The organism is Streptomyces sp. NPDC001407 (genome assembly GCF_042895325.1).
In the GTDB taxonomy this organism is placed as follows: Bacteria; Actinomycetota; Actinomycetes; order Streptomycetales; family Streptomycetaceae; genus Streptomyces.
The window spans coordinates 48,121-71,659 of record NZ_JBIAWF010000022.1 but is presented as its reverse complement, the minus strand read 5'-3'; the positions used below and the strand labels follow the sequence as shown (position 1 = coordinate 71,659).

The window sequence follows — 23,539 nt, the reverse complement described above, 5'->3', positions numbered from 1 at the left end:
AAAGGCGGCCTGGTCATTACGCCAGGTAACACCAAGGAGTAACCCCCTCCCGGCCGCCCTGCGATAACCGCAGCAGTGCACGATTTGTCCCGTTTCAAAAATTTCCCGCGCTCAGCCCTTCGTGGCCACCGTCTCCGTGTCCCGCCCCGACCGCAGCACCCTCCCGGGCACCTTCCCCGTCACCACGTCGTGCCGCACGGTCTCCACGCCGTTGACCCGCACGCTCACCACCCCCACGGCCCGCGCGTCCAGCCGCGGCCCGTCGCCGGGCAGGTCGTGGACGAGCGTGGCCGGGCCCGCGTCGACGCGCTCGGGGTCGAAGAGGACGAGGTCGGCGCACCACCCCTCCGCGACCCGGCCCCGGCCGCGGAGCCCGAAGAGCCGCGCCGGATCGTCCGTGAGCATCCGTACGGCCGCCGGCAGCGGCACCAGCTTCCGGCCGCGCAGGCAGTCACCGAGGAAGCGCGTCGTGTACGGGGCTCCGCACATGCGGTCCAGGTGCGCCCCGGCGTCCGAGCCGCCGAGCAGCACGTCCTCGTGCTCCCAGGTGCGGCGGCGCAGCTCCCAGCTGTCGGGGTCGTCGTCGGTGGGCATGGGCCACAGGACCGTACGCAGCCCGTCGGCCGCGCAGATCTCCACCAGGCAGGCGAAGGGGTCCAGACCGCGCTCGGCGGCGATGTCGCGGACGACGCGGCCGGTGAGGCCGTCGTTCTCCCGCGCGTACGTGTCCCCGATGACGTACCGCCCGAAGTCGGCCAGCCGCCGGAATACCCCGGCCTCCTCGCTCCGCGCCCGGCGCAGCAGCTGGGCCCGTACGTCCGCCTTGCGCAGTTCGGCGATGCGGCGCGGCACCGGCAGGGCGAGGACCTCGCCCCAGCCGGGCAGCAGGTTGAGCGCGCAGAAGGTGCCCAGGGACATGTTCATCGGCGTGAGGATCGGCATCGTGAGCGCGACGATCCGGCCGCCCGCGCCCCGGGCCCGCTCACTCGCGGCGAGCTGCCGGGGCACGCGGGCGGGAACGGCGGCGTCGACGGTGAGGACGTTCCAGTTCAGCGGCCGCCCGGCGGTGGCCGTGAGCTCCACCAGCAGATCGGTCTCGTCGTCCGAGAAACGGTCGAGGCAGCCGGTGACGATGGCCTCCAGCTGGGTGCCCTCGTGCTCACCGACGGCCCGCGCGAACGCGATCAGCTCGTCGGGCCGCGCGTGCCGCGAGGCGACGGGCCTGCCGTCCCCGTCGGAGTGGGTGGTCGAGCGCGTGGTGGACAGCCCCCAGGCCCCCGCTTCCATGGCGTCATGGAGAACCGCGGTCATCCGCTCCAACTGCTTCCCGTCCGGCACCCCGCCGACGGCCTCGGGCCCCATCACATAGCGCCGCAGCGCGCAATGCCCCAGCATGAACCCGGCGTTGACCGCGATACGCCCCTCAAGCGCGTCCAGATAATCCCCGAACGACGACCAGCTCCAGGGCGCGCCCTGCTCCAGCGCGGTGAGCGGCATCCCTTCGACCTTGCTCATCATCCGCCGTGTGTAGTCGGCGTCTTCGGGGCGCGAGGGGTTGAGCGGCGCGAGCGTGAACCCGCAGTTGCCGCCGACGACGGTCGTCACGCCGTGGCTCATGGACGGCGTGGCGTACGGGTCCCAGAAGAGCTGCGCGTCGTAGTGCGTGTGGGGGTCCACGAAACCGGGTGCGAGCATCAGCCCGCTCGCATCCTCCTCCGTTCGCGCGCGCTCGCCTATGCGGCCGGCCAGGGCCCGTCCGGGACGGCCGATTGTCGCAATACGGCCGTCCTTTATTCCTACGTCGGCGACGTAGGGGGCGGCTCCTGTGCCGTCTACGACTGTGGCGCGGCGGATGAGATGGTCGAGCATGGTCGGTCACCTCTGTCTCTGACGGATGGCTGACGCCGGCGGCGGGCTTGTTGCACAGCCCGCCGCTATCCGCACTGGGGCACGCGCCCCAGCCCCCTGACTGCGGCGGGCTTTTTCCCCCTACCCCGCCCCTTCCCGGCTGCGTCTGCTGCGCGGCCGTGGGGCTCCGCCCCAGACCCCGAACCTGCACGCCCGTTGCCTCCCCCAGCTACCTCCCCCAGACTCCGTCCGGGGGTGCCCCCAGAGGTGCCCCCAGCGGGCTGAAGACAAAAGCATGGCGGACCCGGGCTGGCATGAGCGCCCCGGACGGGCGAAAGGAAAAGCGTGGCGCACCCCACGACCCGATGTTGCCCTCCCGGGGGAGGGGGTGGGGTCGGAGGGTGGGGTTCTGGAACGCGGTGCGACTTCACGGCACCCAATACGAGTAAGGGCGCCCGCACCGCGTTCCAGGTCCCCAGCCCGGAGGCCCCACCCCCGGCACCCACCACAGCCCAAGCCCGGCCGGCGTTTGAGGCCGCTCGCCGCAGGCGCACACAACCCGCACCCAGCGGAAAGCGCACCGCGTTCCAGGTCCCCAGCCCGGAGGCCCCACCCCCGGCACCCACCACAGCCCAAGCCCGGCCGGCGTTTGAGGCCGCCCCGCCGCAGGCGGCAACGCACCCGCACCCAAAAAGCGCCCCCGCACCCAGCGGAAAGCGCACCCACCACACACCCAGCCCGGCCGGCGTTTGAGGCCGCCCGCCGCAGGCGGCAACGCACCCGCACCCCACCGCTCAAACCCCCCGCATACGCCCAGTCCGATGCAAAGGATCCACATCAATCTTCGGAATCACATGCTCCCCGATCAACCGAATCGTCCGCAGTGTCGCCTCCCGCGGCACCCCCACCGGCAGCCCGAAGGACAACTGATCAGCCCCCGCCTGCTCCCACCGCTTGCACTGGCGGAAGACCTCGTCCGGATCGCCGCAGATCATCAACTCCTCGGCGATCAAGAGCTCGATGATCTCCTCCGTGTACTCCGGCAGCAGCTCCGGCCACCGAGGGATCCCCTCGGGACGAGGAAACGTGTCGTGATAGCGGAAAAGAAGAGACTGAAGATAGTGCAGCCCACCGCTCACCGCCGTGGCCACAGCCTCCTCGTGCGTCTCGGCGCAGATCGCCGTGGACGTCACCATCACATTGTCGTTGACGAAGGCCCCCACCGGCTCCGCCTCCTTGATGGCCGACTTGTAGGAGTCGACGACCCACTCCATGTCGGAGACCTTCTGCACACTGAACCCCAGCACGCCGAGCCCCTTGCGCGCGGCCATGGCGTACGACGACGGGGAACCGGCCGCGTACCACATGGCAGGGTGGGCGGAGCCGTACGGCTTGGGGAGGATCTTCCGGGGCGGCAGTGACCAGTGCTTTCCCTGGAAGCCCGGGTATTCGTCCTGGAGCCACATCCGGGGGAATTCGGCGATCGTCTCCTCCCAGATCTCCTTGGTGCGGTCCATGTCGGTCACGCCCGGCAGGAAGCCGAGGATCTCGTGGCTGCCCGCACCCCGCCCGGTGCCGAACTCGAAGCGGCCGCCGGAGAGATGGTCGAGCATGGCGGCCTTCTCGGCGACCTTGACGGGGTGATTGACCTGGGGCAGGGGATTGAAGATCCCGGAGCCGAGGTGGATGCGTTCGGTGGCGTGCGCGAGGTAGCCGAGGAAGACGTCGTTGGCGGAGAGGTGCGAATACTCGTCGAGGAAGTGGTGCTCGGACGCCCAGGCGTATTTGAAGCCGGACCGGTCCGCCTCGATGACGTACTCGGTCTCCTCCAGCAGCGCGTGGTGCTCGGCCTCGGGGTCGGTCCGCTGCCTGCTCGCGGGAACGTAACCCTGCACAAAGATCCCGAATTCCACGGAGGTTCACCGTCCCTAGATTTCTGACGCACCGTCAGATCCACGACTGTGGCATCGGCGGCAGGGAGCGTCAAGGGAACGTGCTCGCAGGGTGCCGACCAGGCCCCGGTCAGGAGAACAGCCGCGTTCCCGCCAGCCACCCGCCGTCCACGACGAACGGCTGCCCGGTGACGTAGGAGGAGGCGTCGGAGGTCAGGAACAGCACCATCCGGGCCACCTCCGCCGGCTGCCCGATCCGCCCCATCGGCACCACCTCGCGGTAGAGCTCCGCGGCCGCGGCCCCGGCCCGTTCGGCGTCCGCGGCGGGGTCGAGCCGGGCGGGGTTGGTCATCGCGGTGTCGATGCCGCCGGGGCAGACGGCGTTGACGCGGATCCCCTTGTCGGCCAGCTCCAGCGCGGCGACGCGGGTCATGGCCACGACGGCGGCCTTGGTGGCGGCGTAGGAGGCGACGTACGGAAGCCCCGCGAGCGCGGCGAAGGAGGCCGTGTTGACGATCGTCCCGCCACCCGCCGCCACGAGCTCGGGGATCGCGGCACGCATGCCGAGGAACGTACCGAGCTGATTGACGCGCACGACCTCCAGGAACTCCTTCTCCGGCGTGTTCACCAGCTCGTTGAAGCGCAGGATCCCGGCGTTGTTGACGAGCCCGTCGAGCTTCCCGAAGGCGCTCTTCGCGGTGGCCACGGCCCCGTCCCAGCCGGCCGCCTCGCCGACGTCGAGGTGGACGTACGCGGCCCGCTCCCGGCCGATCTCCGCGGCGACGGCCCGCCCCTCGTCGTCCAGCACGTCGGCGAGGACGACCCGCGCGCCCTCGGCGGCCAACAGGCGGGCCTCCTCGGCGCCTTGGCCGCGCGCGGCGCCCGTGACGAGGACGACCCGGCCGTTCAGTGGGGACATGGGCGTACGCCTCTCATTCCGCCAGCAGGGGGGCGATCTCGGACGCGAACCGTTCCATCTGCTCCAGCAGTTCCTCCGGCCCGCGGCTGCGGAAGCGGACCTGGATCTGGTCCGCCCCCAGCGAGCCGTACACGCGCAGCGACTCCGCCAGCGTCCCCGGCCTGCCGGATAGCGTGCGCGGGCCGACGTCCCAGCCCGGCGTGCCGATGTAGAGCGCCTCCGTGATGGCGCCGATGGCGAACGGGCCCTCGCGGCCCGCTTCGGCGCGCAGGTGACGCAGTTCGGCGACGCGCAGGGGCAGTTGCTCGCGGGAGTCCCCCTGCGAGAGCCAGCCGTCACCACGCAGCGCCGCGCGGCGCAGGGCCGCCGGGGAGGAGCCGCCGACCCAGATGGGCGGGCGCGGCGTGCGGACGGGGCGCGGGGCCTGGCCCAGGCCCCGGAAGGCGAAGCGGGAGCCGTGGAACTCGGGGAACTCCTCCGGCCCCAGGGCCGCCTTGAGGGCGTCGACGGTCTCGTCCAGGATCGCGCCGCGCCGGTGGAAGTCCACGCCCAGCGCCCGGAATTCCTCCGGTACGTGCCCGGCGCCCACGCCCAGGACCAGCCGCCCGCCCGAGAGCCGGTCGACGGTGGCGTACTGCTTCGCCAGGGCCAGCGGGTGCCGCAGCGCGGCGACGGAGACGTGGCTGAGCAGCAGGGTCCGCTCGGTGACGGCGGCGAGGTGGGCGAGGGTCGCCACCGGGTCGTACCACGTGGTGCCCATGGCGGCGGCGAGCCGCTCGGGGACGGCGACGTGGTCGCAGGTGGCGAGGTAGGTGAAGCCGAGGCGGTCGGCGGCGCGGGCGATGCCGCGGAGCTCGGCGGGCCCGGCCTCGACCTCCCAGGGCTCGGCGTAGAGGGTGCTCAGCGAGGTGACGGGCACCTGCATCCCGTAGCCGAGCCGGCCGGCGGGCAGCACGTCCAGTCCGTTCACCTCAGCCCTCCCCAGGCCGTGCTCAGCCGGCCCACAGGCCGTCCTCCGTCAGGCCGAGCAGGGAGATCGCGTTGCCCCGGACGATCGCCTCGACGACGTCGTCCGCGAGGTGTGCCATCTGCTCCCGCGCCACCTCCCGCGAGCGCGGCCAGGTCGAGTCGGAGTGCGGGTAGTCCGTCTCGTAAAGGACGTTCGCCGTGCCGATCGCGTCGAGGTTGCGCAGGCCGGCCGGGTCGTCGAAGAAGCAGCCGTGGACGTGGCCGGCGAAGAGCTCGGAGGGCGGGCGGCGGACCTTGTCGGCGACGCCGCCCCAGCCGCGGTTCTCGGACCACACGGCGTCCGCGCGTTCCAGGATGTAGGGGATCCAGCCGATCTGCCCCTCGGCGTACATCACGCGCAGCCCGGGGAAGCGCTCGAAGGCGCCCGACATCAGCCAGTCCACCATCGAGAAGCAGCAGTTGGCGAAGGTGAGGGTGGAGCCGACGGCGGGCGGCGCGTCGTCGGAGGTGGACGGCATGCGCGAGGAGGAGCCGATGTGCATGGCGACGACGGTGCCGGTCTCCGCGCAGGCGCGCAGGAAGGGGTCCCAGGCGTCGGTGTGGACGGACGGCAGACCGAGGTACGGCGGGATCTCCGAGAAACAGACGGCCCGCACGCCCCGTGCGGCGTTGCGCCGCACCTCCTCGGCGGCGAGGGCTGCGTCCCACAACGGGACGATGGTCAGGGGGATCAGGCGTCCGCGCGCGTCCGGGCCGCACCACTCCTCGACCATCCAGTCGTTGTAGGCGCGGATGGCCAGCAGGGCGAGAGTGCGGTCCTTCGCCTCGGTGAAGGTCTGTCCGCAGAAACGCGGGAAGGTGGGGAAACAGAGCGCGGACTGGACATGGTTGCGATCCATATCGGCCAAACGTTCCGGGACGTCGTAGGACCCCGGACGCATCCGCTCGTAGGTGATGGCCTCCAGCTTGATGTCGTCCCTGGAGTATCCGACGGCGGTATCCAGCCGCGTGAGCGGACGGTGCAAATCCTCATAGATCCACCAGTCGGCCACCGGACCGTCGTCCCCGGGGCCGCCCATGACCGGGGTGAACCGCCCCCCGGTGAAGGTCATTTCCCTGACCGGCGCGCGCACCACACGTGGTCCGACGTCGTGGTACTTCGCCGGAAGCCTGTTCCGCCAGACGTGCGGGGGCTCGACCGTGTGGTCGTCCACCGAGATGATCCTGGGGAAGCTCACCATGGCTGACACGGTAGCGATGAACTGACGATCCGTCAGCACTGTGGTGAGGCAGTCTCTTGCAGGGCTTGTGGAGAGGCCGGACCACTGCTGACGTAGAGGCCACGGACAAGGCAGACTGGCCGGTGCGACCGAGCGGGACAGGCAGGGGGTCACAATGGCCGGCGACACAGGGCACGGGCACCATCTGCGCTTCACCGTGCTCGGGCCCGTGCGGGCCCGGCGCGGCAGGGAACTGCTGCACATCGGCTCGCCCCAGCAGCGGGCGCTCCTCGCCGCCCTGCTGCTGCGCGGCGGCCGCACCGCCACCGCGCCCGAGCTGGTGGACGCGCTGTGGGGCGAGGAACCCCCGCACGCCGCCCTCGCCGCGCTGCGCACCTACGCCTCCCGGCTGCGCAAGGCCTTCGGCCCCGACGCCGACGCCCTGGTCAGCGAGTCCGGCGGCTACGCGATCCGGGTGGGGCACGGCTGCCTCGACATCGACAAGGCCGAACACCTCGCCACCGAGGCCGAGAAGTCCCGCGTCGCGGGCGACCGCACCCGCGCCCGCGAGCTGATCAACGAGGCGCTCGGCGTCTGGGACGGCGAGCCGCTGGCCAATCTGCCAGGCCCGTACGCCGAGACCCAGCGCGCCCGGCTGGAGGAGTGGCGGCTCACCCTCATCGAGACCCGCCTCGACCTCGACCTGGAGGTCGGCGCCCACGCCGAGGCCGTCTCCGAGCTCACCGCCCTGACCGCCGCCCACCCGCTGCGCGAGCGGCTGCGCGAGCTGCTGATGCTCGCCCTCTACCGCAGCGGCCGGCAGGCCGAGGCCCTCGCCGTCTACGCCGACACCCGCAAGCTCCTCGCCGAGGAGCTCGGCGTCGACCCCTGCCCCGAGCTCGCCGAGCTCCAGCAGCGCATCCTCCAGGCCGACGCGGACCTCACCCTGCACCTCACGCCGGACGACCGGCCGCACGCGGGCCCCACGTTCATCCGGCCCGCGCAGCTCCCCGCGACGGTCTCCGACTTCACCGGGCGCACCGGCTTCGTCGACGAGCTCAGCGACCAACTGGTCACCGCCGAGGGCCGGATCATGGCCGTGTCCGCCGTCGCGGGCATCGGCGGCGTCGGCAAGACGACGCTGGCCGTGCACGTCGCGCACGCGGCCCGGCACCACTTCCCCGACGGCCAGCTCTACGTCGACCTCCAGGGCGCCGGGCCGGTGCCCGCCGAGCCGGAGGCCGTCCTGGGCTCCTTCCTGCGGGCCCTGGGCATCCCCGACTCCGCGATCCCCGACGGCCTCGAGGAACGGGCCGCGCTCTTCCGCTCCACCCTCGACGGCCGCCGCGTCCTCGCGCTGCTCGACAACGCCCGCGACGCCGCCCAGATCCGCCCCCTGCTGCCGGGCACGGAGGGCTGCGCCGCGCTGGTCACCAGCCGCTCGCGCATGGTGGACCTCGCGGGCGCCCACCTCGTCGACCTCGACGTGATGAGCCCCGAGGAGGCGCTGGTGCTCTTCACCCGCATCGTCGGGGCCGAGCGGGTCGGCGCCGAGCGCGACGCCGCGATGGACGTCGTCGCCGCCTGCGGCTTCCTGCCGCTCGCCATCCGCATCGCCGCCTCCCGGCTCGCCGCCCGCCGCACCTGGACCGTCTCCGTCCTGGCCCGCAAACTCGCCGACGAGCGCCGCCGCCTGGACGAGCTCCGCGCCGGCGACCTCGCCGTCAAGGCCACCTTCGAGCTCGGCTACGGCCAGCTGGAGCCCGCCCAGGCCCGCGCCTTCCGCCTGCTCGGCCTGGCCGACGGCCCCGACATCTCCCTCGCCGCCGCCTCCGCCGTGCTCGACCTCGACGCCGACGCCACCGAGGAGCTCCTGGAGTCGCTCGTCGACACCTCGCTCCTCGAATCCGCCGCACCGGGCCGCTACCGCTTCCACGACCTCGTCCGCCTCTACGCGCGTGCGTGCGCGGAACGCGACGAGCAGCCACCGGCCGAACGCTCCGCCGCCATGTCCCGGCTGCTGGACTTCTATCTGGTCACGGCCGCGGGCGCGTACGTCCTGGAGCGCCCCGGCGACCAGCTCCTCACCCACCTCGCGCCCACCACGCACCCCGGGCTCACCTTCGTCGACGGCGGGGCGGCCAGCGACTGGCTGTTCGCCGAGGCCGGCTGCCTGCTCGCCTGCGTGCGCCAGCAGGCGGGCGAGGGCGGCGACACGCTGCGGCGCGCCGTCGACCTGCTGCTGGCGGCGAAGGACCTCGCCGAGTCCGGCGCCGACTCCCGGCAGTACGAACAGGCCGCCAGCGCCCTGCTGACCACGGCCCGCGCCACCGGCGACACCCGGGCGGAGGGGCGGGCCCGGACCGTCCTGGCCCACGTGGACCGCATCGCCGGCCGCTTCGCCCCCGCCGACGAGCACGCCCGGCTGGCGATCCTGCTCGGGCACGCCTGCGGCGACGTCGTCCCCGTCTGCCACGCCACGAACATCCGCGGCATCATCGCCATCTACCAGCACCGCTACGACGACGCGGAGCTGTATCTGGAACAGGCCCTGGTCGCCTTCCGGGGCGACGGCAACCGTCCGGGCGAGGCGAGCGCCCTCAGCAACCTCTCGCGCGTCCTCCTCGACACCGGCCGCACCGCGCAGGGCGTGCAGATGGCGGAGCAGGCGGTCGCGCGCTACCGCGAGATCGGCGCGTCCTGGCGGATCGCCAACGGCCTCTACGCCCTGGGCGTCGCCCTCACCCACGCCCGCCGCTACGAGGAGGCGCTGAGCCGCCTCTCCGAGGCCCTGCCGATCTTCCGCGACAACCGCCAGCGGCTGTGGGAGGGCATGACCCACTACCGCATGGCCAACGTCCACCTGGGCGCCGACCGCCCGGCCGCCGCGGCCCACCACGCGGAACAGGCCCTCAAACTCCGCTACATCGGCGGCGCCTGGCGCCGCGCCAACATCCTCACCATCCTGGGCCGCTCCCTCGACGCCCTGGGCCAACCGGGCCGCGCCCGCGCCTGCTGGACGGAGGCCCTGAGCATGTACGAACAACTGGGGGCCTCGGAGGCGGACGAGGTACGGGGGTTGCTGGCGGGGGTGGTGGCGGCGGCGTAGGGGGGGGTGGAGCTGGGTTCGGGGGCGGAGTCCCGGCTCGGGGACGTGAATCCCGGCTCGGTGGCGAAGCCCCGGCTCGGGGACGGAGCCCCGGCTCGGTGGCGAAGCCCCGGCTCGGTGGCCGGGGTCGGTCGGCGGACAGCAGGGGCCGGGGCGGTCGCCGGCGCGGTGCGCTGCTTCGGTGAACGGGCCCGAGGGCGGGGCCGAAGGCCCTGCGCAGGGCCGCGATTTGGCGTCAGGGGTCGCGACCCGGAACGGCCGGTTCCGGGGCCGGGTGCCGGCTCGGTGGCCGGGCCGGGGGCCGGGGGCCGGGTGTTGGTTCCTGAACCGGGTGGCGGCTCAGTGGTCGGCCTCGGGAGTGGGTGCGCGCCCCCTTCCGGATGCCGGGCCGGGCCACGGCTCGGGGCGGCCCCGACCTGGCAGTCGGCCTGTTCCGGCGCCTGCCCGGCCACCGGGCACAACGGGGTCCGGGGCGGAGCCCCTGTTCCTGGGGTGCGGGGCGGAGCCCGCTTTTCTTTTCAGCCCGTTGGGGGCACTTCTGGGGGCACCCCCCGGACGGAGTCTGGGGGAGGTAGCTGGGGGAGTTTGAGGACAACGCGGCGAAGCCGTGTTGCGGGGTCTGGGGCAGCGCCCCAGTTTCGGGAAGGGGCGGGGCTGGGGAACAAACCCGCCCACTGAGGGGGCACCCCCAGGCAGCAACGAACCCGCCGGGGGGCCCAGGGCGGAGCCCCGGTTTCGGGAAGGGGCGGGGTGGGGAATATCCGCCGGACACCCCCCGCACACCCCCGCGGCCCACAACCGCCACCCCCACCCCGCCCCCGCGAAGCGCCCCGCACAACGCGCTCACGTGCCCGTTCATCGATCGTTTATCGGCGCACGGCAGTCTTACTCATGTCGATCCGTCGCGTCGGGGGGCAGGCGGGTCGTAGGTGAAACCTCACCTAGGGGTGATCAACCTGATCAGCCCTCATGCCCGTCCGGCGATCCTCGGGGGAGTCGCCGGGCGGGTTCTGCAATCCCCGAGGATCACCTCCCCTTCACACCAAGAGACTCGCACTGACCAACGGAGTTGATCGACATGAGCGATGAGCGGAAGCTCAAGCCAGTCGTGGCCACACCGCAGGACGATCACGTGACGGGCGGAGGCGGCGGCACCCTCGCCGCGGCCAAGGAGTTCGCCCCGGAGTTCGCTCCGGAATTCGCGCCGCCGCCGGACGACCACGCCACTGTGGGTGAGCCGGTGATCAAGCTGGACGACCACGCGACGGACAGTCCGCTCACCTAGACCTGATCCGACCGGGCTCGTCCTGGTGGCAACACGGACGAGCCCGGGAGGGCAGCAGGACCGACAGGACCGCGGAGCGACACGGGGGAACACGGGGGCCCGCGGCCCGGTCAGCAGGGAAAGGCCCTACGGGGGACGTTCGACGGGGGAACCGTCCAGGGGGACGGACGGCGAACGGCCAAGGGCCCGGCCCTGATCACGGGGGAACGCCGCACGGGGGGAAGAACGGAGGGGGCCGACCACACACGGGGGACGCACGGGGGGGGGACACGGGGGAAACCGACGGGGGAAGACACGGGGAAACCCGACAGGGGAAAAGCGCGACGGGGGAAGCGCGAACGGAAACGGGAACGTTCGAGGGGACCGGCCGAAACGGGGGACGGTCCCACGGGGGAAACGTTCACGGGGGGCCGTTCGCGCAGGAACAGAGCGACGACCGAGCCCGGGGAGCGACGGGCACCCTCCGCCGGGGGGTGCCACGGGGAAGCTCAACGGGCTGCTCGACGGGGGAAGTTCCGCGTACGACAACTGAAAAGGAACGTCCCGAGGGGGGACAGACCAACGGGGGACTGTCAGGGGCCGGCGTCGGCAGCACGGAGGGGGAGCCGTCGACGCCGGCCCCTGCGGTCATGTTCAAGCGACGTCGGAATTCGTCAGGACCGCAGGCGCCGAGCGCGTCACCACCGCATTGCCACCCCCGATCCAGAGGAGTCGAAAATGAAGAGCTCGACCACGCGCATGAAGAAATCCGCCGTCATAGCCGCCTTGGCGGTGACGGCCGCCCTCGCCGCCGCGGTCCCGGCTGCCGCCGACGACCATTCGACGCTCGCCGGCGCCCACCTCCAGATGCCGTTCGCCGGTCAGGCGAGCCCGCACGACGACCACACGACGGGCAGCACGGACGACCACTCCACCCTCGGCGCGGACGACCACACGACAGGCGGCGTGGACGACCACTCCACCCTCGGCGCGGACGACCACACAACGGGCGGCGTGGACGACCACACGACCTCCGGCGACCTCGGCTGACGCCACCCGGACGGGCTCGACCACCGCGCTCCCGCACGACGCGCGACCGGACCGAGCCCGTCCGGCACGTGCGGCCCGCCCAGCGCATGCGGCACGTCCGCTCGCACGCCCGGCCCACCCAACGCATCCGGTGCGTCCGGCTCGCCCGGTGCATCCAGGTCACCCGGGGCGTCCAGCGCATCCAGCGCGTCCAGCGCATCCAGCGCATCCGCGAGACGTGTCCCCAGAGCGTCAGCCGAGGGCCGGGATAGCCGAACTCACCCCTCGTCGCCCACCAGCCGCCGCAGCTCCCCCTTGCGCACCTTGCCCATCGCGTTGCGCGGCAGCGCCCTCAGAAACTCCACTCCCCTGGGCACCTTGTAGTTCGCCAACTCCCCACGTACCCAGCGGATCAGCTCCTCCTCCGTGGGCGAACCGGCCGCGCCCCGCCGGACGACGAACGCCCTGCCCACCTCCCCCAGCCTGCCCTCCGGATCCGGCACTCCGACGACCGCCGCCTCGATCACCCCGGGATGCCGGGTCAGCACCCGCTCCACCTCGGCCGGATAGACGTTGAAGCCACCGACCACGTACATGTCCTTGAGCCGGTCCGTGATGCGGAGGTTGCCCGCCCTGTCCAGCACGCCGACGTCCCCGGTGCGCAGCCAGCCGTCCGCGTCGACCACCAGCGCCGTCGCCTCGGGGTCCTCGAAATAGCCCGGCATCACCTGATAACCGCGCACCAGGACCTCCCCGCGCTCACCGGCCGACAGCGTCCCGCCGTCCGGCCCGACCACCTTGACCTCGGTGTCCGGGACGGCGCGGCCCGACGTGCGGGCCACCACCTCGTCCGGGTCGCCGCGCCGGCACATCGTGACCAGCCCGGTCGCCTCGCTCAGCCCGTAGGCGGTCAGCACCGTCACCCGCCCCAGCTCGTCCCGCAGCCGGGCGACCAGCCCGCGGTCCACCGTCGCCGCGCCCGTCACCACGACCCGCAGCGACGAGAGGTCGTACAGCTCCCGGGCCGGGTGGTCGAGCAGCGACCGGAAGAGCGTGGGCGGCCCCGGCAGCACCGATATGCGTTCCGTGGCGATCCGCGCCGCCACCTCGTCCGCGGCGAAGACCGGCTGCGGCACCATCGTCGCGCCCCGCATCAGGCAGGCGAGCACGCCCGCCTTGTAGCCGAAGGTGTGCGAGAAGGGGTTGACGATCAGGCAGCGGTCCCCCGCCCTGAGCCCGGCGAGATCCGCCCAGGCGCCGAAGGCGCGCAGGCTCTGGGCCTGGGTGGCGACGACTCCCTTCGGCTCGCCCGTGGTGCCGGAGGTGAAGACGATGTCGGACGGCGCGTCCGGGGCCACGGCGTTGGCCCGCGCCCGCACGGCCCAGGCCGGCACCTCGTCCCCCGCGGCCAGGAACTCCTTCCACCTACGGAACTCCGCGGGCGCCTCCCCGCCCAGGACCACGACCTGCCGCAGACAGGGCAGCTCCGCCAGCGGCGGCCCGTCCCCCCGCTTCCGCGCCCCAGCGCCCGCCGCACGGCGCAGCGCGGCGACATAGGACGTACCGAGGAAGGTGCCGGTCACGAAGAGCAACTCGGCCCGCGTGCGCTTCAGCACCTGCACCGCTTCGGCGCCCTTCAGCCGGGTGTTGAGAGGGACGAGGACCGCGCCCGCCGAGACGGCACCCAGTGCGGCGACGATCCAGTCGAGGGTATTCGGGGCCCAGACGGCCACCCGGTCGCCGGCCTGGACCCCCGCCGCGAGGCAGCCGGCGGCGGCGCGCTCGACGCGGTCCCCGAGCCGCCCGTAGCTGATCCGGGTCCGGCCGCAGACCACGGCCTCGCGGTCGGCGTACCGCGCTGCGGCCGTGCGGACCAGCCGGGGTACGGACATGAATTCCAGGTCCCCGCGCATCGCGCCCCCTCACCCACTAGCTGACTAAACGTCAGATTAGCGATAGCCTTCCGCGCTGTCAGCAGCGACAGCAGCCACAGCGTGGAGGTGACGATGGCGGCGGCACTCAAGGACTCCACTGCGATCGTCGGCATAGGACAGACTCCCTTCGCACGTCAACTCCCCTCATCCGAGAAGACTTTGGCCTGCCAGGCGATCCTGGCCGCGCTCGACGACGCGGGCATCCCTCCCTCCCAGGTCGACGCCTTCGCCTCCTACACCATGGAGGAGACCGACGAGGTCGAGGTCGCCAAGGCGATCGGCGCGGGCGACGTGACCTTCTTCTCCAAGGTGGGCTACGGCGGTGGCGGCTCCTGCGCGACCGTCGCCCACCTGGCCGCCGCGATCACCACCGGGCAGGCGACCGTCGGCGTGGCCTGGCGCTCCCGCAAGCGCGGCTCCGGTCCCCGCCCCTGGCGGAACACCGCCGTCCAGCTGCCCACGCCCGCGCAGTGGACCCGTCCCTACGGCCTGCTGCGCCCCGTCGACGAGATCGCCGTGCTCGCCCGCCGCTACATGCACGAGTACGGCGCGACGCGCGACCACTTCTTCAACGTGGCGCTCGCGTGCCGCAACCGCGCCAACCAGAACCCCGCCGCGATCATGCACGAGCGCCCGCTGACCCGGGAGACGTACATGACCTCGCGCTGGATCAGCGAGCCCCTCTGCCTCTTCGACAACTGCCTGGAGACCGACGGCGCCCTCGCCTGCGTGGTCACCTCCGCCGAGCGGGCCCGCGACTGCCGCCGGAAGCCCGTGCTGATCCACTCCGTCGCCCAGGGCCTCCCCGCCCAGCACCACGGCATGGTCAACTACTGGAACGCGGACCCGCTGTCGGGCCCCGCCTGGACCGCCGCCCGGCACCTCTGGAAGGCGGCCGACTTCGGCCCGCACGACGTCGAAGTCGCCCAGATCTACGACGCGTTCACCCCGCTCGTCCTGCTCTCCCTCGAAGGCTACGGCTTCTGCGGGCGCGGCGAAGGAGCGGCCTTCACCGAGGGCGGCGCCCTGGAGACCGACGGGCGCCTCCCGCTCAACACGGCGGGCGGAGGGCTCAGCGAGGCCTACGTCCATGGCTTCAACCTCATCAACGAAGGAGTCCGGCAACTCCGCGGCAGCTCCACCGCGCAGGTGCCCGGCGCCTCGACCTGTCTGGTCACGGCGGGCGAGGGAGTCCCCACTTCGGCGCTGCTGCTGAGGAGTTGAGTCTTCATGTCCTCCATCATGAGGGGCACCACTGACAACGGGCTCCTCGCGCCCGCCCCGGACGAGGACGGCGCCCCCTTCTGGGAGTTCGCCACCCGCGGTGAACTGCGGATACAGGCGTGCGCCGACTGCCGGCGGCTGCGCTTCCCGCCCCGGCCGTGCTGCCCGCACTGCCAGTCCTTCGCCACCGAGTGGCGCAGGATGAGCGGCCGCGGCCGCATCTGGTCGTACGTACTGCCCCACCCGCCCCTCCTGCCCGCCTACGCCGCGCACGCCCCGTACAACGTCGTGGTCGTGGAGCTCGCCGACGCCCCGCTCATCCGCCTCGTCGGCAATGTCGTCGCCGCCCCCGACGCGCCGCCCGACTCCGTCGACCCGGCCCGGCTGCGCATCGGCGCGCCCGTCCGCGTCGTCTTCACGGAGCTCACCGACAGTGTGACGGTGCCGTGTTGGCTGCTGGAGCGCTCATGACGGCCGACAGCGCACCGGTGCGTACGGAGGTGGGAGAGGACGGCGTCGCGCTCGTCACCCTCGACCGGCCCGCCCGGCACAACGCGATCGACCTGGCCACGGCCGCCGCCCTGGCCGCCGTGTGGCACCGCTTCCGCCGCGACGACGGCGTACGGGCCATCGTGCTCACCGGCGCCGGTGACCGGGCGTTCTGCTCCGGCATCGACCGGTCCGTGAGCGTGCCCCAGCCCGGCTCGCCCTACTCCGTCGACGACCCGCTCCTCGCCGTCGGCCCCAAGGCCGCCGACCTGTGGAAGCCGGTGATCGCCGCGGTCGGCGGGCTGGCCTGCGGAGGGGCCTTCTATCTCCTGGGCGAGTCGGAGTTCGTCGTCGCCGACCTGAACGCGACCTTCTTCGACCCGCACACCACCTACGGCATGGTCAGCGCGTACGAGTCGATCCACATGGCCCAGCGGATGCCGTTCGGCGAGGCCGCGCGCATGGCGCTGATGGGCACCGCCGAACGCCTCTCCGCGCGGCGCGCGTACGAGATCGGGCTCGTCTCCGAGCTGACCGCCCCCGGCCAGGCCGTGCCCGCGGCCCTGCGCGCCGCACGCGTCATCGCCTCCTGCCCCACCGAGGCGGTCCAGGGAACCGTACGGGCCCTGTGGGCGGCCAAGGAAGCGGCCCGCGACCGCGCCCTCGCCCTGGCCCCCCACCTGATCTCCCTGGGCAACCTGCCGCCGGACGGCCAGGAGCACCTCTTCACCACCCGCGACCGGACGTACCGCCTGCGGTGAACCGCCGACGGCTGGCCCGCGCGGACCCGCCCGCCACCGGACGGCCCCGGGGTCAGTCGGCAGCCGACCGCGCGGCGGTCACCTCAACGCCGGGACAGGCCGGTCCCCTTGGCCGCGTCCAGCGCGTACACACAGCGGTCCTTGCTACAGGCATAGACCACACCGCCCATGGCCACCGGAGACCCGGTGATCTCACCGCCGGTGGCCAGCTTCCAGCGGAGCTGGCCGCCCGCCGCGTCCACCGTGTACAGGCAGTGGTCCGCGGAGCCGAAGTGGACCCGGCCCTCGGCGACGACGGGCGCGCCCACCACGTCACCACCGGCCGCGAAGCGCCACCTGGGCGTGCCCGTGACGGCGTCCAGCGTGTACAGCGCGCCACCGCTGCCCAGGTGCACCGCTCCGGACGCCACGAGCACCGGCTCCGTGGTCTGCCGGGGCTCCGTGGCGATGCGCCAGCGGTCGCGGCCGGTCGCCGCGTCCAGGGCGTAGACCGTGCCGAGATAGTCCGCGATGTAGACGCCGCCGCCCGTGACCGCCGGGCCCGGTGCGAAGGCGGGCGGGCTCAGGAAGACCGCCGGTGCCTCGAACCGCCAGCGCACGTCGCCGCGCGCCACGTCGATCGCGAGGACACGCGTACCGGCCGCGACGTACACCACGCCGTCCGGCGCGGCCAGCAGCCGCACCGGCACACCGCCGCAGGAGGCGGTGTCACCCACGGGATACGACCAGCGCTCCGTGCCCGTACGCGCCTCCAGGGCGCGCAGCCGCCCGTCGGCCCAGACGTACACCGTGCCGTCCTGCGCGAAGGGGCCGCAGTCCGGGGTCTCGAAGTCGGTCTGGAGGCCGCTCATCTCCCACAGCAACTCGCCGTTGGCCGCCTCCCACGCCTGGACACCGCCGCCGCGCGTGCCGGTGACGATCGTGCCGCGGTCGGCCCTGAGCGAATACACCCAGCCGTCCGTGGCCAGCCGCCAGCGCTCGGCGCCGTCGGCCGCGTCGAGCGCGTAGAGCGTGGGCCCGTCGGAGGCGTGGATGCGGCCGTCCGCGACGGCCATGGCCCAGGCCACGTCCCGCGTCTTGAACTGCCGCCGCCCGCTGGCCACATCGAGCGCGTGGACCTCGAACGACGTCACGTAGAGCAGGTCTCCGGCGACGGTCGGCGTGCCCCACACGTCGTTGGACATGCGGAACCGCCAGGGCCGCCAACGGCCCTGGTCACCCGGCGTGTTGCCGGCGTCGGCGGAGGGGGCGGGGGGCTGCGCGGGCACGGGTGCCGCGCCCGTCGTCCCGGCGGGCGGGCGCACCCAGCCCGTCGCGGGCCCCGCGCCGGGGTGGACCTGTGGCTCGCGGACATCGGCGACGCGCGGGCCGGGCCCGATGGGGACCTGTGAACCGGCCAGCCGTACGGAACCGTCGGGCACGGCGGGCGCACCCGCGTGCCTGCCGTGTGCGGCGGCCACGACGGGGGCCTCGGCGGAACCGCCCGGCCCGCCCCGCGGATCGGGGGCACCGGCCATCCCGGAACGGCCGGTCTCGCCGCCCAGGTGCCCGCCGCCCCAGGCGGGCCCGCTGCGCGCGCCGGGTGGCGCGTAGGAGGCAGCGGGCGCGCGGGACGGCGTCGGGGGCTGCGTGGGTCGGGGCGGCACCCCGGAGCGGTTGCGGCCGCTCCGCGCGGCCGCGGCGGCGGGCGCGGGCCGGGTCCCGGCGCGGCGCTGCTCGATGAGGGTGACGGCGTTGTCCGGCAGCCAGGCCGAGGCCGTGCCGCTGTCGTCGTCCCCGCCGGAGGCGAAGAGGTGCGGGGCGAGCTGTGCCTGGAGGTCGGCCGGGGTGGGGCGGTGCTCCGCGGCCATCTGCATGCAGGAGTCGATGAGCGGACGGAGCTCGTCGGGCAGCCCGGCCAGGTCCGGGCCCTCGCGCAGCAGCATGAAGACGGTCTCCACCGGGTTCGCGCCGTGGAAGGGCGCGTGACCGGTCGCGGCGAAGACGAGCGTCGAGCCGAGCGAGAAGATGTCGCTGGCCCCCGTCACGCTGCGGGAGTCCCGTGCCTGCTCGGGTGACATGTAGGCGGGCGTGCCGACGGCGACGTTGGTCATCGTCAGCCGGGTGTTGGAGACGCCGGAGGCGATGCCGAAGTCGATGACCCGGGGGCCGTCCTCGACGACCAGGACGTTCGACGGCTTGAGGTCGCGGTGCACCAGGCCGGCGCCGTGGATGGACTGCAGCGCCTCCGCGACACCGGCGGCCAGCCACCGGACGGCCTGGGCCGGGAGCGGACCGCACTCGTTGATGATCTCCTCGAGCGAGGGCGCGGGCACATAGGCGGTGGCCAGCCAGGGCACGGCGGCGCGCGGGTCGGCGTCGACGACGGCGGCGGTGTAGAAGCCGCTGACCGCGCGGGCAGCCTCCACCTCACGGGTGAAGCGGACCCGGAAGAGCTGGTCCTCGGCGAGCTCCGTGCGCACCGTCTTGATCGCGACCCGCCGGCCGGACGCCGAGCGGGCGAGATAGACCAGCCCCATGCCGCCGGCGCCGAGTCGGCCGAGCACCTCGAACGGGCCGATCCGTCTCGGGTCGTGCTGCGTAAGCTGCTCCACCACTGGCCTGCCACCTCCCCGTGGGGGCTTGAAGGGTTTCAGCCCCGTGCAGCGTCTCACCGCGAATTATCTCCGGGGTACGCATACTGATTCTTCCTGGCGACGGGCGCGGTTGCGAACCCGGGTCGCGCTTCGCCGTGTCTCCACCACATGCGGAACGCCCGGCCCCGCACGCCGCACCCCCACCTTCCGTCCCGTTACTCCGCGTAGCCGTCGCGAGGCGTGGGCGCCGCTCCGCGAGGTGTTCCGTCCGCAACGTTATCGGGGTCCCGCCGTTTCCACGCGGCCTGTGGATAACTGTGCGAAGAGCGCCCCGACCGGCCTTGTCCACAGCCTGTCGATAGGACGATTCACCGGTACGGGCCAATCCGCCCCGGCGCTCGCGGCGACCCTCACATGCCGCCTGAGCTGGCCTTACGTACCACCTCGCACCCCTCCCCCCATTTGCATGCGGCCGGATCGCGCTCCGATCACCCCTCGGTAAGCTGACGGCATGACAGGACAAGTACGCACCGTCGACGGCCGCGTGGCCGGACGACGCGGACAGGCGACGCGGCAGAAGCTGCTCGACTGCCTCAGTGAAATGCTCAGCTCCTCGCCGTACCGCGACGTGAAGGTGATCGACGTCGCGCGCAAGGCCGGCACCTCGCCCGCCACCTTCTACCAGTATTTCCCGGACGTCGAAGGCGCCGTCCTGGAGATCGCGGAGGAGATGGCGAAGGAGGGCGCGAGCCTGACCGATCTCGTCGCCGGGCGCTCCTGGGTCGGCAAGTCCGGCTGGCAGGCCGCCGAGGAGCTGGTCGACGGCTTCCTCGGCTTCTGGCGCAAGCACGACGCCATCCTGCGCGTCGTCGATCTCGGGGCAGCCGAGGGCGACAAGCGGTTCTACAAGATCCGCATGAAGATCCTCAACGCCGTCACCAACTCCCTGACGGACTCCGTCAAGGAGCTCCAGTCCAAGGGCAAGGTCGACAAGGACGTCAGCCCCGCCGCCGTCGCCGGTTCGCTCGTGGCGATGCTCGCCGCGGTGGCCTCGCACCAGAAGGGCTTCCAGAGCTGGGGCGTGAAGCAGGCCGAGCTCAAGCCGAACCTCGCGCTGCTCGTACACCTGGGCATCACCGGCAAGAAGCCGGCCAAGTAGCGCGTCCGCGCCTCGCACGTCCTGTCATCGCAGCGGCGGGCCGCTCCCGGCTCGGGCCGGAGCGGCCCGCCGCAGTGACATCCCCCACCTCTTCGCCTCCGGCGGGGACGACAGCGGCACGGCCTAGCGCCGCTCCAGCCGGAACAGCCGGATCTCCCGTTCCACGCGCGCCTGGTAGCGCGCGTACGGAGGCCAGAACCTCACCACCGCCGCCCACGCGGCCGCCCGCTCCGCGCCGCTCAGCAGCCGTGCCCGTACGGGGATGTCCCGTCCCTTCCAGCTGATCTCCGCATCGGGGTGCGCCAGCAGGTTCGCCGTCCAGGCAGGGTGACCGGGCCTGCCGAAGTTGCTGCCGATCAGCACCCAGGCGCTCGCCGGATCGCCTTCCCGCATGCAGGCGAGCGGAGTCTGCCGCCGCTGTCCCGTCCGCGCGCCCGTGGACGTGAGGACGACGCTGGGCAGCAGACGCGCGCTGAGCATCGTCTTCCCGCCCGACAACCGGTGCACCACGCGATCCAGCGCCGGCACGACGTACGGCGCGATCCGCGCGAACGCGCGGGTCGAGGACACCTTCTGCACCACTCGTTCCACGGTGGCCGTCATAGCGCCACGGCTTCCCGCTCGTCCCCGGCGGCAAACAGCCCGGCTCTCTCCGCCGCGAGCTCCCGGAGCCGGTGCACGGGTCCGAACAGCAGCTCGTCCGACGCGGCCCGTTTGAAGTACAGCTGCACGTCGTGCTCCCACGTGACCCCGACGCCGCCGTGCAGCTGGACGGCCGCCGCCGCGGCCATCCGTTGCGCCTCCAGCGCCTGCGCGAGCGCGAGCCCTCCGGCAGCCTCCGACGGCTGCGACCCGGCGGCCCAGGCGGCGTAGTACGCGGCCGAACGCGCCGCCTGCACCACCACGTGGATGTCGGCCAGCCGGTGCTTGACCGCCTGGAAGGAACCGATCGGCCTGCCGAACTGTTCGCGGGAGCACACGTACTCGACCGTCCGCTCCAGCACCCTGCCCGCCGCGCCCACCGCTTCCGCCGCCACGGCCGCCGCGACACCGCCGCTCAGCCGGGCGAGCGCGCCCGGCACATCGGCGTCCTCCCCGGCGGGCCCCAGGAGTTCGGCCGCGGCATCGCGCAGTTCGATGCGGGCCTGCGACCGTGTCTCGTCCAAGGTCGTCAACCGGGTGCGCGTGACGCCTCGCGCCGGTCGGGGCCGTAACGCGAACAGGAGCGTCCTGCCGCGCGCGTAGCCACCCGCACGGGCCGCGACGAGCAGCAGGCCGGCACTGTGCCCGTCGAGCACCTGTGCCGCCTCGCCGTACAGCCGCCAGCCCTCGCCGCCGGAATCCGGCCGCGCCTGGATGCCGCCCGCGCGGCCGCCTCCGGCCCACTGCCCGTCGCACGCCCCTGTCAGCCCGAGCGCGGCCGTCAGGTGACCGCCCGGCAGCACCAGCGCCCCCGTCAGCTCACCGGAGGCCAGTGACGGCAACAGCCGCGCGCGCTGTGCCTCCGTGCCGAGCGCCGCGATCAGCGGTGCCACCAGAGCGGCGGTTGCCAGCAGAGGGGACGGCAGCAGCACCCGGCCTGTCTCCTCACAGGCCAGGGCCGCTTCCGTGGGACCGCAGCCCACTCCGCCGTAGCGCGCTTCCACCGCCAGGCCGGGCAGCCCCAGCCGCTCCGCGAGGAGTGCCCACAGGGCCTCGTCGTAACCGGCCGCCGTACGGACCGCCGCTCTGACCTCTTCCGGACCGCAGCGTTTGAGCAGCAGCTCGCGCAGGGTGCGCCGGATCTCGTTCTGCTCGTCGCTCAACTCGGCATCCATGGCGGACTCCTCCCGAAGCCGAAGGGCCGTCATGGTAGGCAGCGCGACCGCACTTTCCCAGAGCAGATCTGATGTACCGTCAGATTCATGAGCCCGGACCGCCCGCGCAAGGTAGCCGTCGTCGGTGTCTCCCTCTCGGACTGCGGCCGTGTCGACCACGCCACCGCGTACGCCCTGCACGCCCAGGCCGCCCGCCGCGCCCTCGCCGACTCCGGCCTCGGCCGGGACGTCGTCGACGGGCTCGCCTCCGCCGGGCTGGGCACGCTCGCCCCCACGGAGATCGCGGACTATCTGGGACTGCGGCCGCTGTGGGCCGACTCCACCGGCGTCGGGGGCGCGACCTGGGAGGTCATGGCCGCGCACGCGGCCGACGCCATCGCCCTGGGCCACGCGAACGCGGTCCTGCTCGTCTACGGCTCCACCGCCCGGGCCGACCTCAAGGCGGGCCGCCGCACCGCCGCCCTCTCCTTCGGCAGCCGGGGACCGGCCCAGTTCGAAGCGCCGTACGGGCACACGCTCATCGCCAAGTACGCGATGGCCGCACGCCGCCACATGCATCAGTACGGGACCACTCTTGAACAGTTTGCCGACGTCGCGGTTCAAACCCGTGCCAACGCGTTTTTCAACCCCCATGCCATGTACCGCGATCCGATCACGGCCGACGACGTGCTCGGCGGACCGGTGATCGCCGACCCCTTCACCAAACTCCAGTGCTGCATACGGTCCGACGGCGGCTGCGCCGTGCTCCTCGCGGCGGAGGAGTACGTGACCGGTACGGCGAAGTCACCCGTGTGGGTGTTGGGAGCCGGAACCGCGCTCTCTCACTCCACGTTGTCGGAGTGGGACGACTTCACGGTGTCCCCGGCCGCCGCCTCCGGGCGGCTCGCCTTCCAGCGCGCGGGCGTCACACCTGAGGAGGTGGATCTGGCCGAGCTGTACGACGCGTTCACCTACATGACGCTGGTGACGCTGGAGGATCTGGGCTTCTGCGCAAAAGGCGAAGGCGGCGCGTTCGTGGCGGGAGGCCGACTGACGACCGGTGGCGGGCTGCCGGTCAACACCGACGGCGGCGGGCTGTCCGCCTGTCACCCCGGCATGCGGGGCCTCTTCCTCCTCGTCGAGGCGGTACGCCAGCTCAGGGGCGAGGCCGAGGAGGGCCGCCAGGTGCGGCGACGCGACGGCGCCCTGCCACAGCTGGCCGTCGTCTCGGGGACGGGCGGCTGGTTCTGCTCCTCGGGCACGCTGATCCTGGCGCGCGACTGACCTGCCCCCGCTTCCCACTCGCCCACCGCGCAATGGAGTCGAACGAAACATCCGCAGCGGGTTGGA

At 72.9% G+C, this 23,539-nt stretch carries 17 protein-coding genes; 8 read left to right on the top strand and 9 right to left on the bottom strand.

Going from position 1 to position 23,539, the window contains the following annotated elements; all coding sequences use genetic code 11:
* Positions 1-111: 111 nt before the first annotated feature.
* From ACFY1P_RS26575 to ACFY1P_RS26555, 5 genes are all read right to left on the bottom strand, one after another.
* Entirely contained in the window at positions 112-1,869 is a 1,758-nt protein-coding gene (locus ACFY1P_RS26575) for a D-aminoacylase (protein WP_361529916.1), read from the bottom strand.
* 773 nt (positions 1,870-2,642) lie between these two features.
* Positions 2,643-3,761 (bottom strand): LLM class flavin-dependent oxidoreductase, encoded by a 1,119-nt coding sequence (locus tag ACFY1P_RS26570; protein ID WP_361531113.1) that lies wholly within the window; start codon positions 3,759-3,761, stop codon positions 2,643-2,645.
* 109 nt (positions 3,762-3,870) lie between these two features.
* Complete coding sequence (locus ACFY1P_RS26565) at positions 3,871-4,659, bottom strand: SDR family NAD(P)-dependent oxidoreductase (RefSeq protein WP_390752053.1); 789 nt, start codon at positions 4,657-4,659, stop codon at positions 3,871-3,873.
* A gap of 13 nt (positions 4,660-4,672) precedes the next feature.
* Positions 4,673-5,584 (bottom strand): TIGR03619 family F420-dependent LLM class oxidoreductase, encoded by a 912-nt coding sequence (locus ACFY1P_RS26560; RefSeq protein ID WP_390752090.1) that lies wholly within the window; start codon positions 5,582-5,584, stop codon positions 4,673-4,675.
* Positions 5,585-5,651: 67 nt separating this feature from the next.
* A complete protein-coding gene (locus ACFY1P_RS26555) occupies positions 5,652-6,869 on the bottom strand; it encodes an amidohydrolase family protein (protein ID WP_361531119.1) in 1,218 nt (405 codons plus the stop codon).
* A 154-nt stretch (positions 6,870-7,023) separates the two neighbouring features.
* On the opposite strand from ACFY1P_RS26555, the gene ACFY1P_RS26550 reads away from it, so the two are divergent.
* The 3 genes from ACFY1P_RS26550 to ACFY1P_RS26540 all read left to right on the top strand — a co-directional run bounded on the left by ACFY1P_RS26550 (position 7,024) and on the right by ACFY1P_RS26540 (position 12,271).
* On the top strand, positions 7,024-9,957 hold the full coding sequence (locus tag ACFY1P_RS26550) for a BTAD domain-containing putative transcriptional regulator (protein WP_361531122.1): 2,934 nt from the start codon (positions 7,024-7,026) through the stop codon (positions 9,955-9,957).
* 1,078 nt (positions 9,958-11,035) lie between these two features.
* Complete coding sequence (locus tag ACFY1P_RS26545) at positions 11,036-11,242, top strand: hypothetical protein (protein ID WP_361531125.1); 207 nt, start codon at positions 11,036-11,038, stop codon at positions 11,240-11,242.
* A gap of 717 nt (positions 11,243-11,959) precedes the next feature.
* Entirely contained in the window at positions 11,960-12,271 is a 312-nt protein-coding gene (locus ACFY1P_RS26540) for a hypothetical protein (protein ID WP_361531128.1), read from the top strand.
* A 257-nt stretch (positions 12,272-12,528) separates the two neighbouring features.
* Here the strand turns inward: ACFY1P_RS26540 and ACFY1P_RS26535 are convergent, their stop codons facing one another.
* Positions 12,529-14,163 (bottom strand): FadD3 family acyl-CoA ligase, encoded by a 1,635-nt coding sequence (locus tag ACFY1P_RS26535; protein ID WP_390752052.1) that lies wholly within the window; start codon positions 14,161-14,163, stop codon positions 12,529-12,531.
* Between the two features lie 93 nt (positions 14,164-14,256).
* On the opposite strand from ACFY1P_RS26535, the gene ACFY1P_RS26530 reads away from it, so the two are divergent.
* Genes ACFY1P_RS26530 through ACFY1P_RS26520 form a run of 3 tightly spaced genes read left to right on the top strand, consistent with a single transcriptional unit; the run spans position 14,257 to position 16,658 of the window.
* Positions 14,257-15,408 carry a lipid-transfer protein gene (locus ACFY1P_RS26530; RefSeq protein WP_361531137.1) on the top strand — a complete coding sequence of 384 codons (1,152 nt, stop codon included), beginning with the start codon at positions 14,257-14,259 and terminating at the stop codon, positions 15,406-15,408.
* 6 nt (positions 15,409-15,414) lie between these two features.
* Positions 15,415-15,879 carry a Zn-ribbon domain-containing OB-fold protein gene (locus ACFY1P_RS26525; RefSeq protein WP_390752051.1) on the top strand — a complete coding sequence of 155 codons (465 nt, stop codon included), beginning with the start codon at positions 15,415-15,417 and terminating at the stop codon, positions 15,877-15,879.
* Complete coding sequence (locus tag ACFY1P_RS26520; RefSeq protein ID WP_390752050.1) at positions 15,876-16,658, top strand: enoyl-CoA hydratase/isomerase family protein; 783 nt, start codon at positions 15,876-15,878, stop codon at positions 16,656-16,658. The genes ACFY1P_RS26525 and ACFY1P_RS26520 overlap by 4 nt, the downstream gene beginning before the upstream one ends.
* Before the next feature lie 83 nt (positions 16,659-16,741).
* Here the strand turns inward: ACFY1P_RS26520 and ACFY1P_RS26515 are convergent, their stop codons facing one another.
* The gene (locus ACFY1P_RS26515) at positions 16,742-19,255 is read right to left on the bottom strand and encodes a PQQ-binding-like beta-propeller repeat protein (RefSeq protein WP_390752049.1); all 2,514 of its coding nucleotides are present in this window, start codon (positions 19,253-19,255) and stop codon (positions 16,742-16,744) included.
* 490 nt (positions 19,256-19,745) lie between these two features.
* On the opposite strand from ACFY1P_RS26515, the gene ACFY1P_RS26510 reads away from it, so the two are divergent.
* Complete coding sequence (locus ACFY1P_RS26510; protein WP_361527648.1) at positions 19,746-20,393, top strand: TetR family transcriptional regulator; 648 nt, start codon at positions 19,746-19,748, stop codon at positions 20,391-20,393.
* Positions 20,394-20,516: 123 nt separating this feature from the next.
* On the opposite strand, the gene ACFY1P_RS26505 is transcribed toward ACFY1P_RS26510, so the two are convergent.
* On the bottom strand, positions 20,517-20,996 hold the full coding sequence (locus tag ACFY1P_RS26505) for a nitroreductase family deazaflavin-dependent oxidoreductase (protein ID WP_390752048.1): 480 nt from the start codon (positions 20,994-20,996) through the stop codon (positions 20,517-20,519).
* Positions 20,993-22,210 carry an acyl-CoA dehydrogenase family protein gene (locus ACFY1P_RS26500; RefSeq protein ID WP_390752047.1) on the bottom strand — a complete coding sequence of 406 codons (1,218 nt, stop codon included), beginning with the start codon at positions 22,208-22,210 and terminating at the stop codon, positions 20,993-20,995. Before ACFY1P_RS26500 ends, ACFY1P_RS26505 begins: the two co-directional genes overlap by 4 nt.
* Positions 22,211-22,297: 87 nt before the next feature.
* On the opposite strand from ACFY1P_RS26500, the gene ACFY1P_RS26495 reads away from it, so the two are divergent.
* On the top strand, positions 22,298-23,473 hold the full coding sequence (locus tag ACFY1P_RS26495) for an acetyl-CoA acetyltransferase (protein WP_361527642.1): 1,176 nt from the start codon (positions 22,298-22,300) through the stop codon (positions 23,471-23,473).
* Positions 23,474-23,539: the final 66 nt, after the last annotated feature.

Excerpts from the sequence above, each read along its gene's own strand:
- ACFY1P_RS26575 (WP_361529916.1), bottom strand. The coding sequence starts at position 1,869 with ATGCTCGACCATCTCATCCGCCGCGCCACAGTCGTAGACGGCACAGGA.
- ACFY1P_RS26565 (WP_390752053.1), bottom strand. The coding sequence starts at position 4,659 with ATGTCCCCACTGAACGGCCGGGTCGTCCTCGTCACGGGCGCCGCGCGC.
- ACFY1P_RS26560 (WP_390752090.1), bottom strand. The coding sequence starts at position 5,584 with ATGCAGGTGCCCGTCACCTCGCTGAGCACCCTCTACGCCGAGCCCTGG.
- ACFY1P_RS26555 (WP_361531119.1), bottom strand. The coding sequence starts at position 6,869 with ATGGTGAGCTTCCCCAGGATCATCTCGGTGGACGACCACACGGTCGAG.
- ACFY1P_RS26550 (WP_361531122.1), top strand. The coding sequence starts at position 7,024 with ATGGCCGGCGACACAGGGCACGGGCACCATCTGCGCTTCACCGTGCTC.
- ACFY1P_RS26545 (WP_361531125.1), top strand. The coding sequence starts at position 11,036 with ATGAGCGATGAGCGGAAGCTCAAGCCAGTCGTGGCCACACCGCAGGAC.
- ACFY1P_RS26540 (WP_361531128.1), top strand. The coding sequence starts at position 11,960 with ATGAAGAGCTCGACCACGCGCATGAAGAAATCCGCCGTCATAGCCGCC.
- ACFY1P_RS26535 (WP_390752052.1), bottom strand. The coding sequence starts at position 14,163 with ATGCGCGGGGACCTGGAATTCATGTCCGTACCCCGGCTGGTCCGCACG.
- ACFY1P_RS26530 (WP_361531137.1), top strand. The coding sequence starts at position 14,257 with ATGGCGGCGGCACTCAAGGACTCCACTGCGATCGTCGGCATAGGACAG.
- ACFY1P_RS26525 (WP_390752051.1), top strand. The coding sequence starts at position 15,415 with ATGTCCTCCATCATGAGGGGCACCACTGACAACGGGCTCCTCGCGCCC.
- ACFY1P_RS26520 (WP_390752050.1), top strand. The coding sequence starts at position 15,876 with ATGACGGCCGACAGCGCACCGGTGCGTACGGAGGTGGGAGAGGACGGC.
- ACFY1P_RS26510 (WP_361527648.1), top strand. The coding sequence starts at position 19,746 with ATGACAGGACAAGTACGCACCGTCGACGGCCGCGTGGCCGGACGACGC.
- ACFY1P_RS26505 (WP_390752048.1), bottom strand. The coding sequence starts at position 20,996 with ATGACGGCCACCGTGGAACGAGTGGTGCAGAAGGTGTCCTCGACCCGC.
- ACFY1P_RS26500 (WP_390752047.1), bottom strand. The coding sequence starts at position 22,210 with ATGGATGCCGAGTTGAGCGACGAGCAGAACGAGATCCGGCGCACCCTG.
- ACFY1P_RS26495 (WP_361527642.1), top strand. The coding sequence starts at position 22,298 with ATGAGCCCGGACCGCCCGCGCAAGGTAGCCGTCGTCGGTGTCTCCCTC.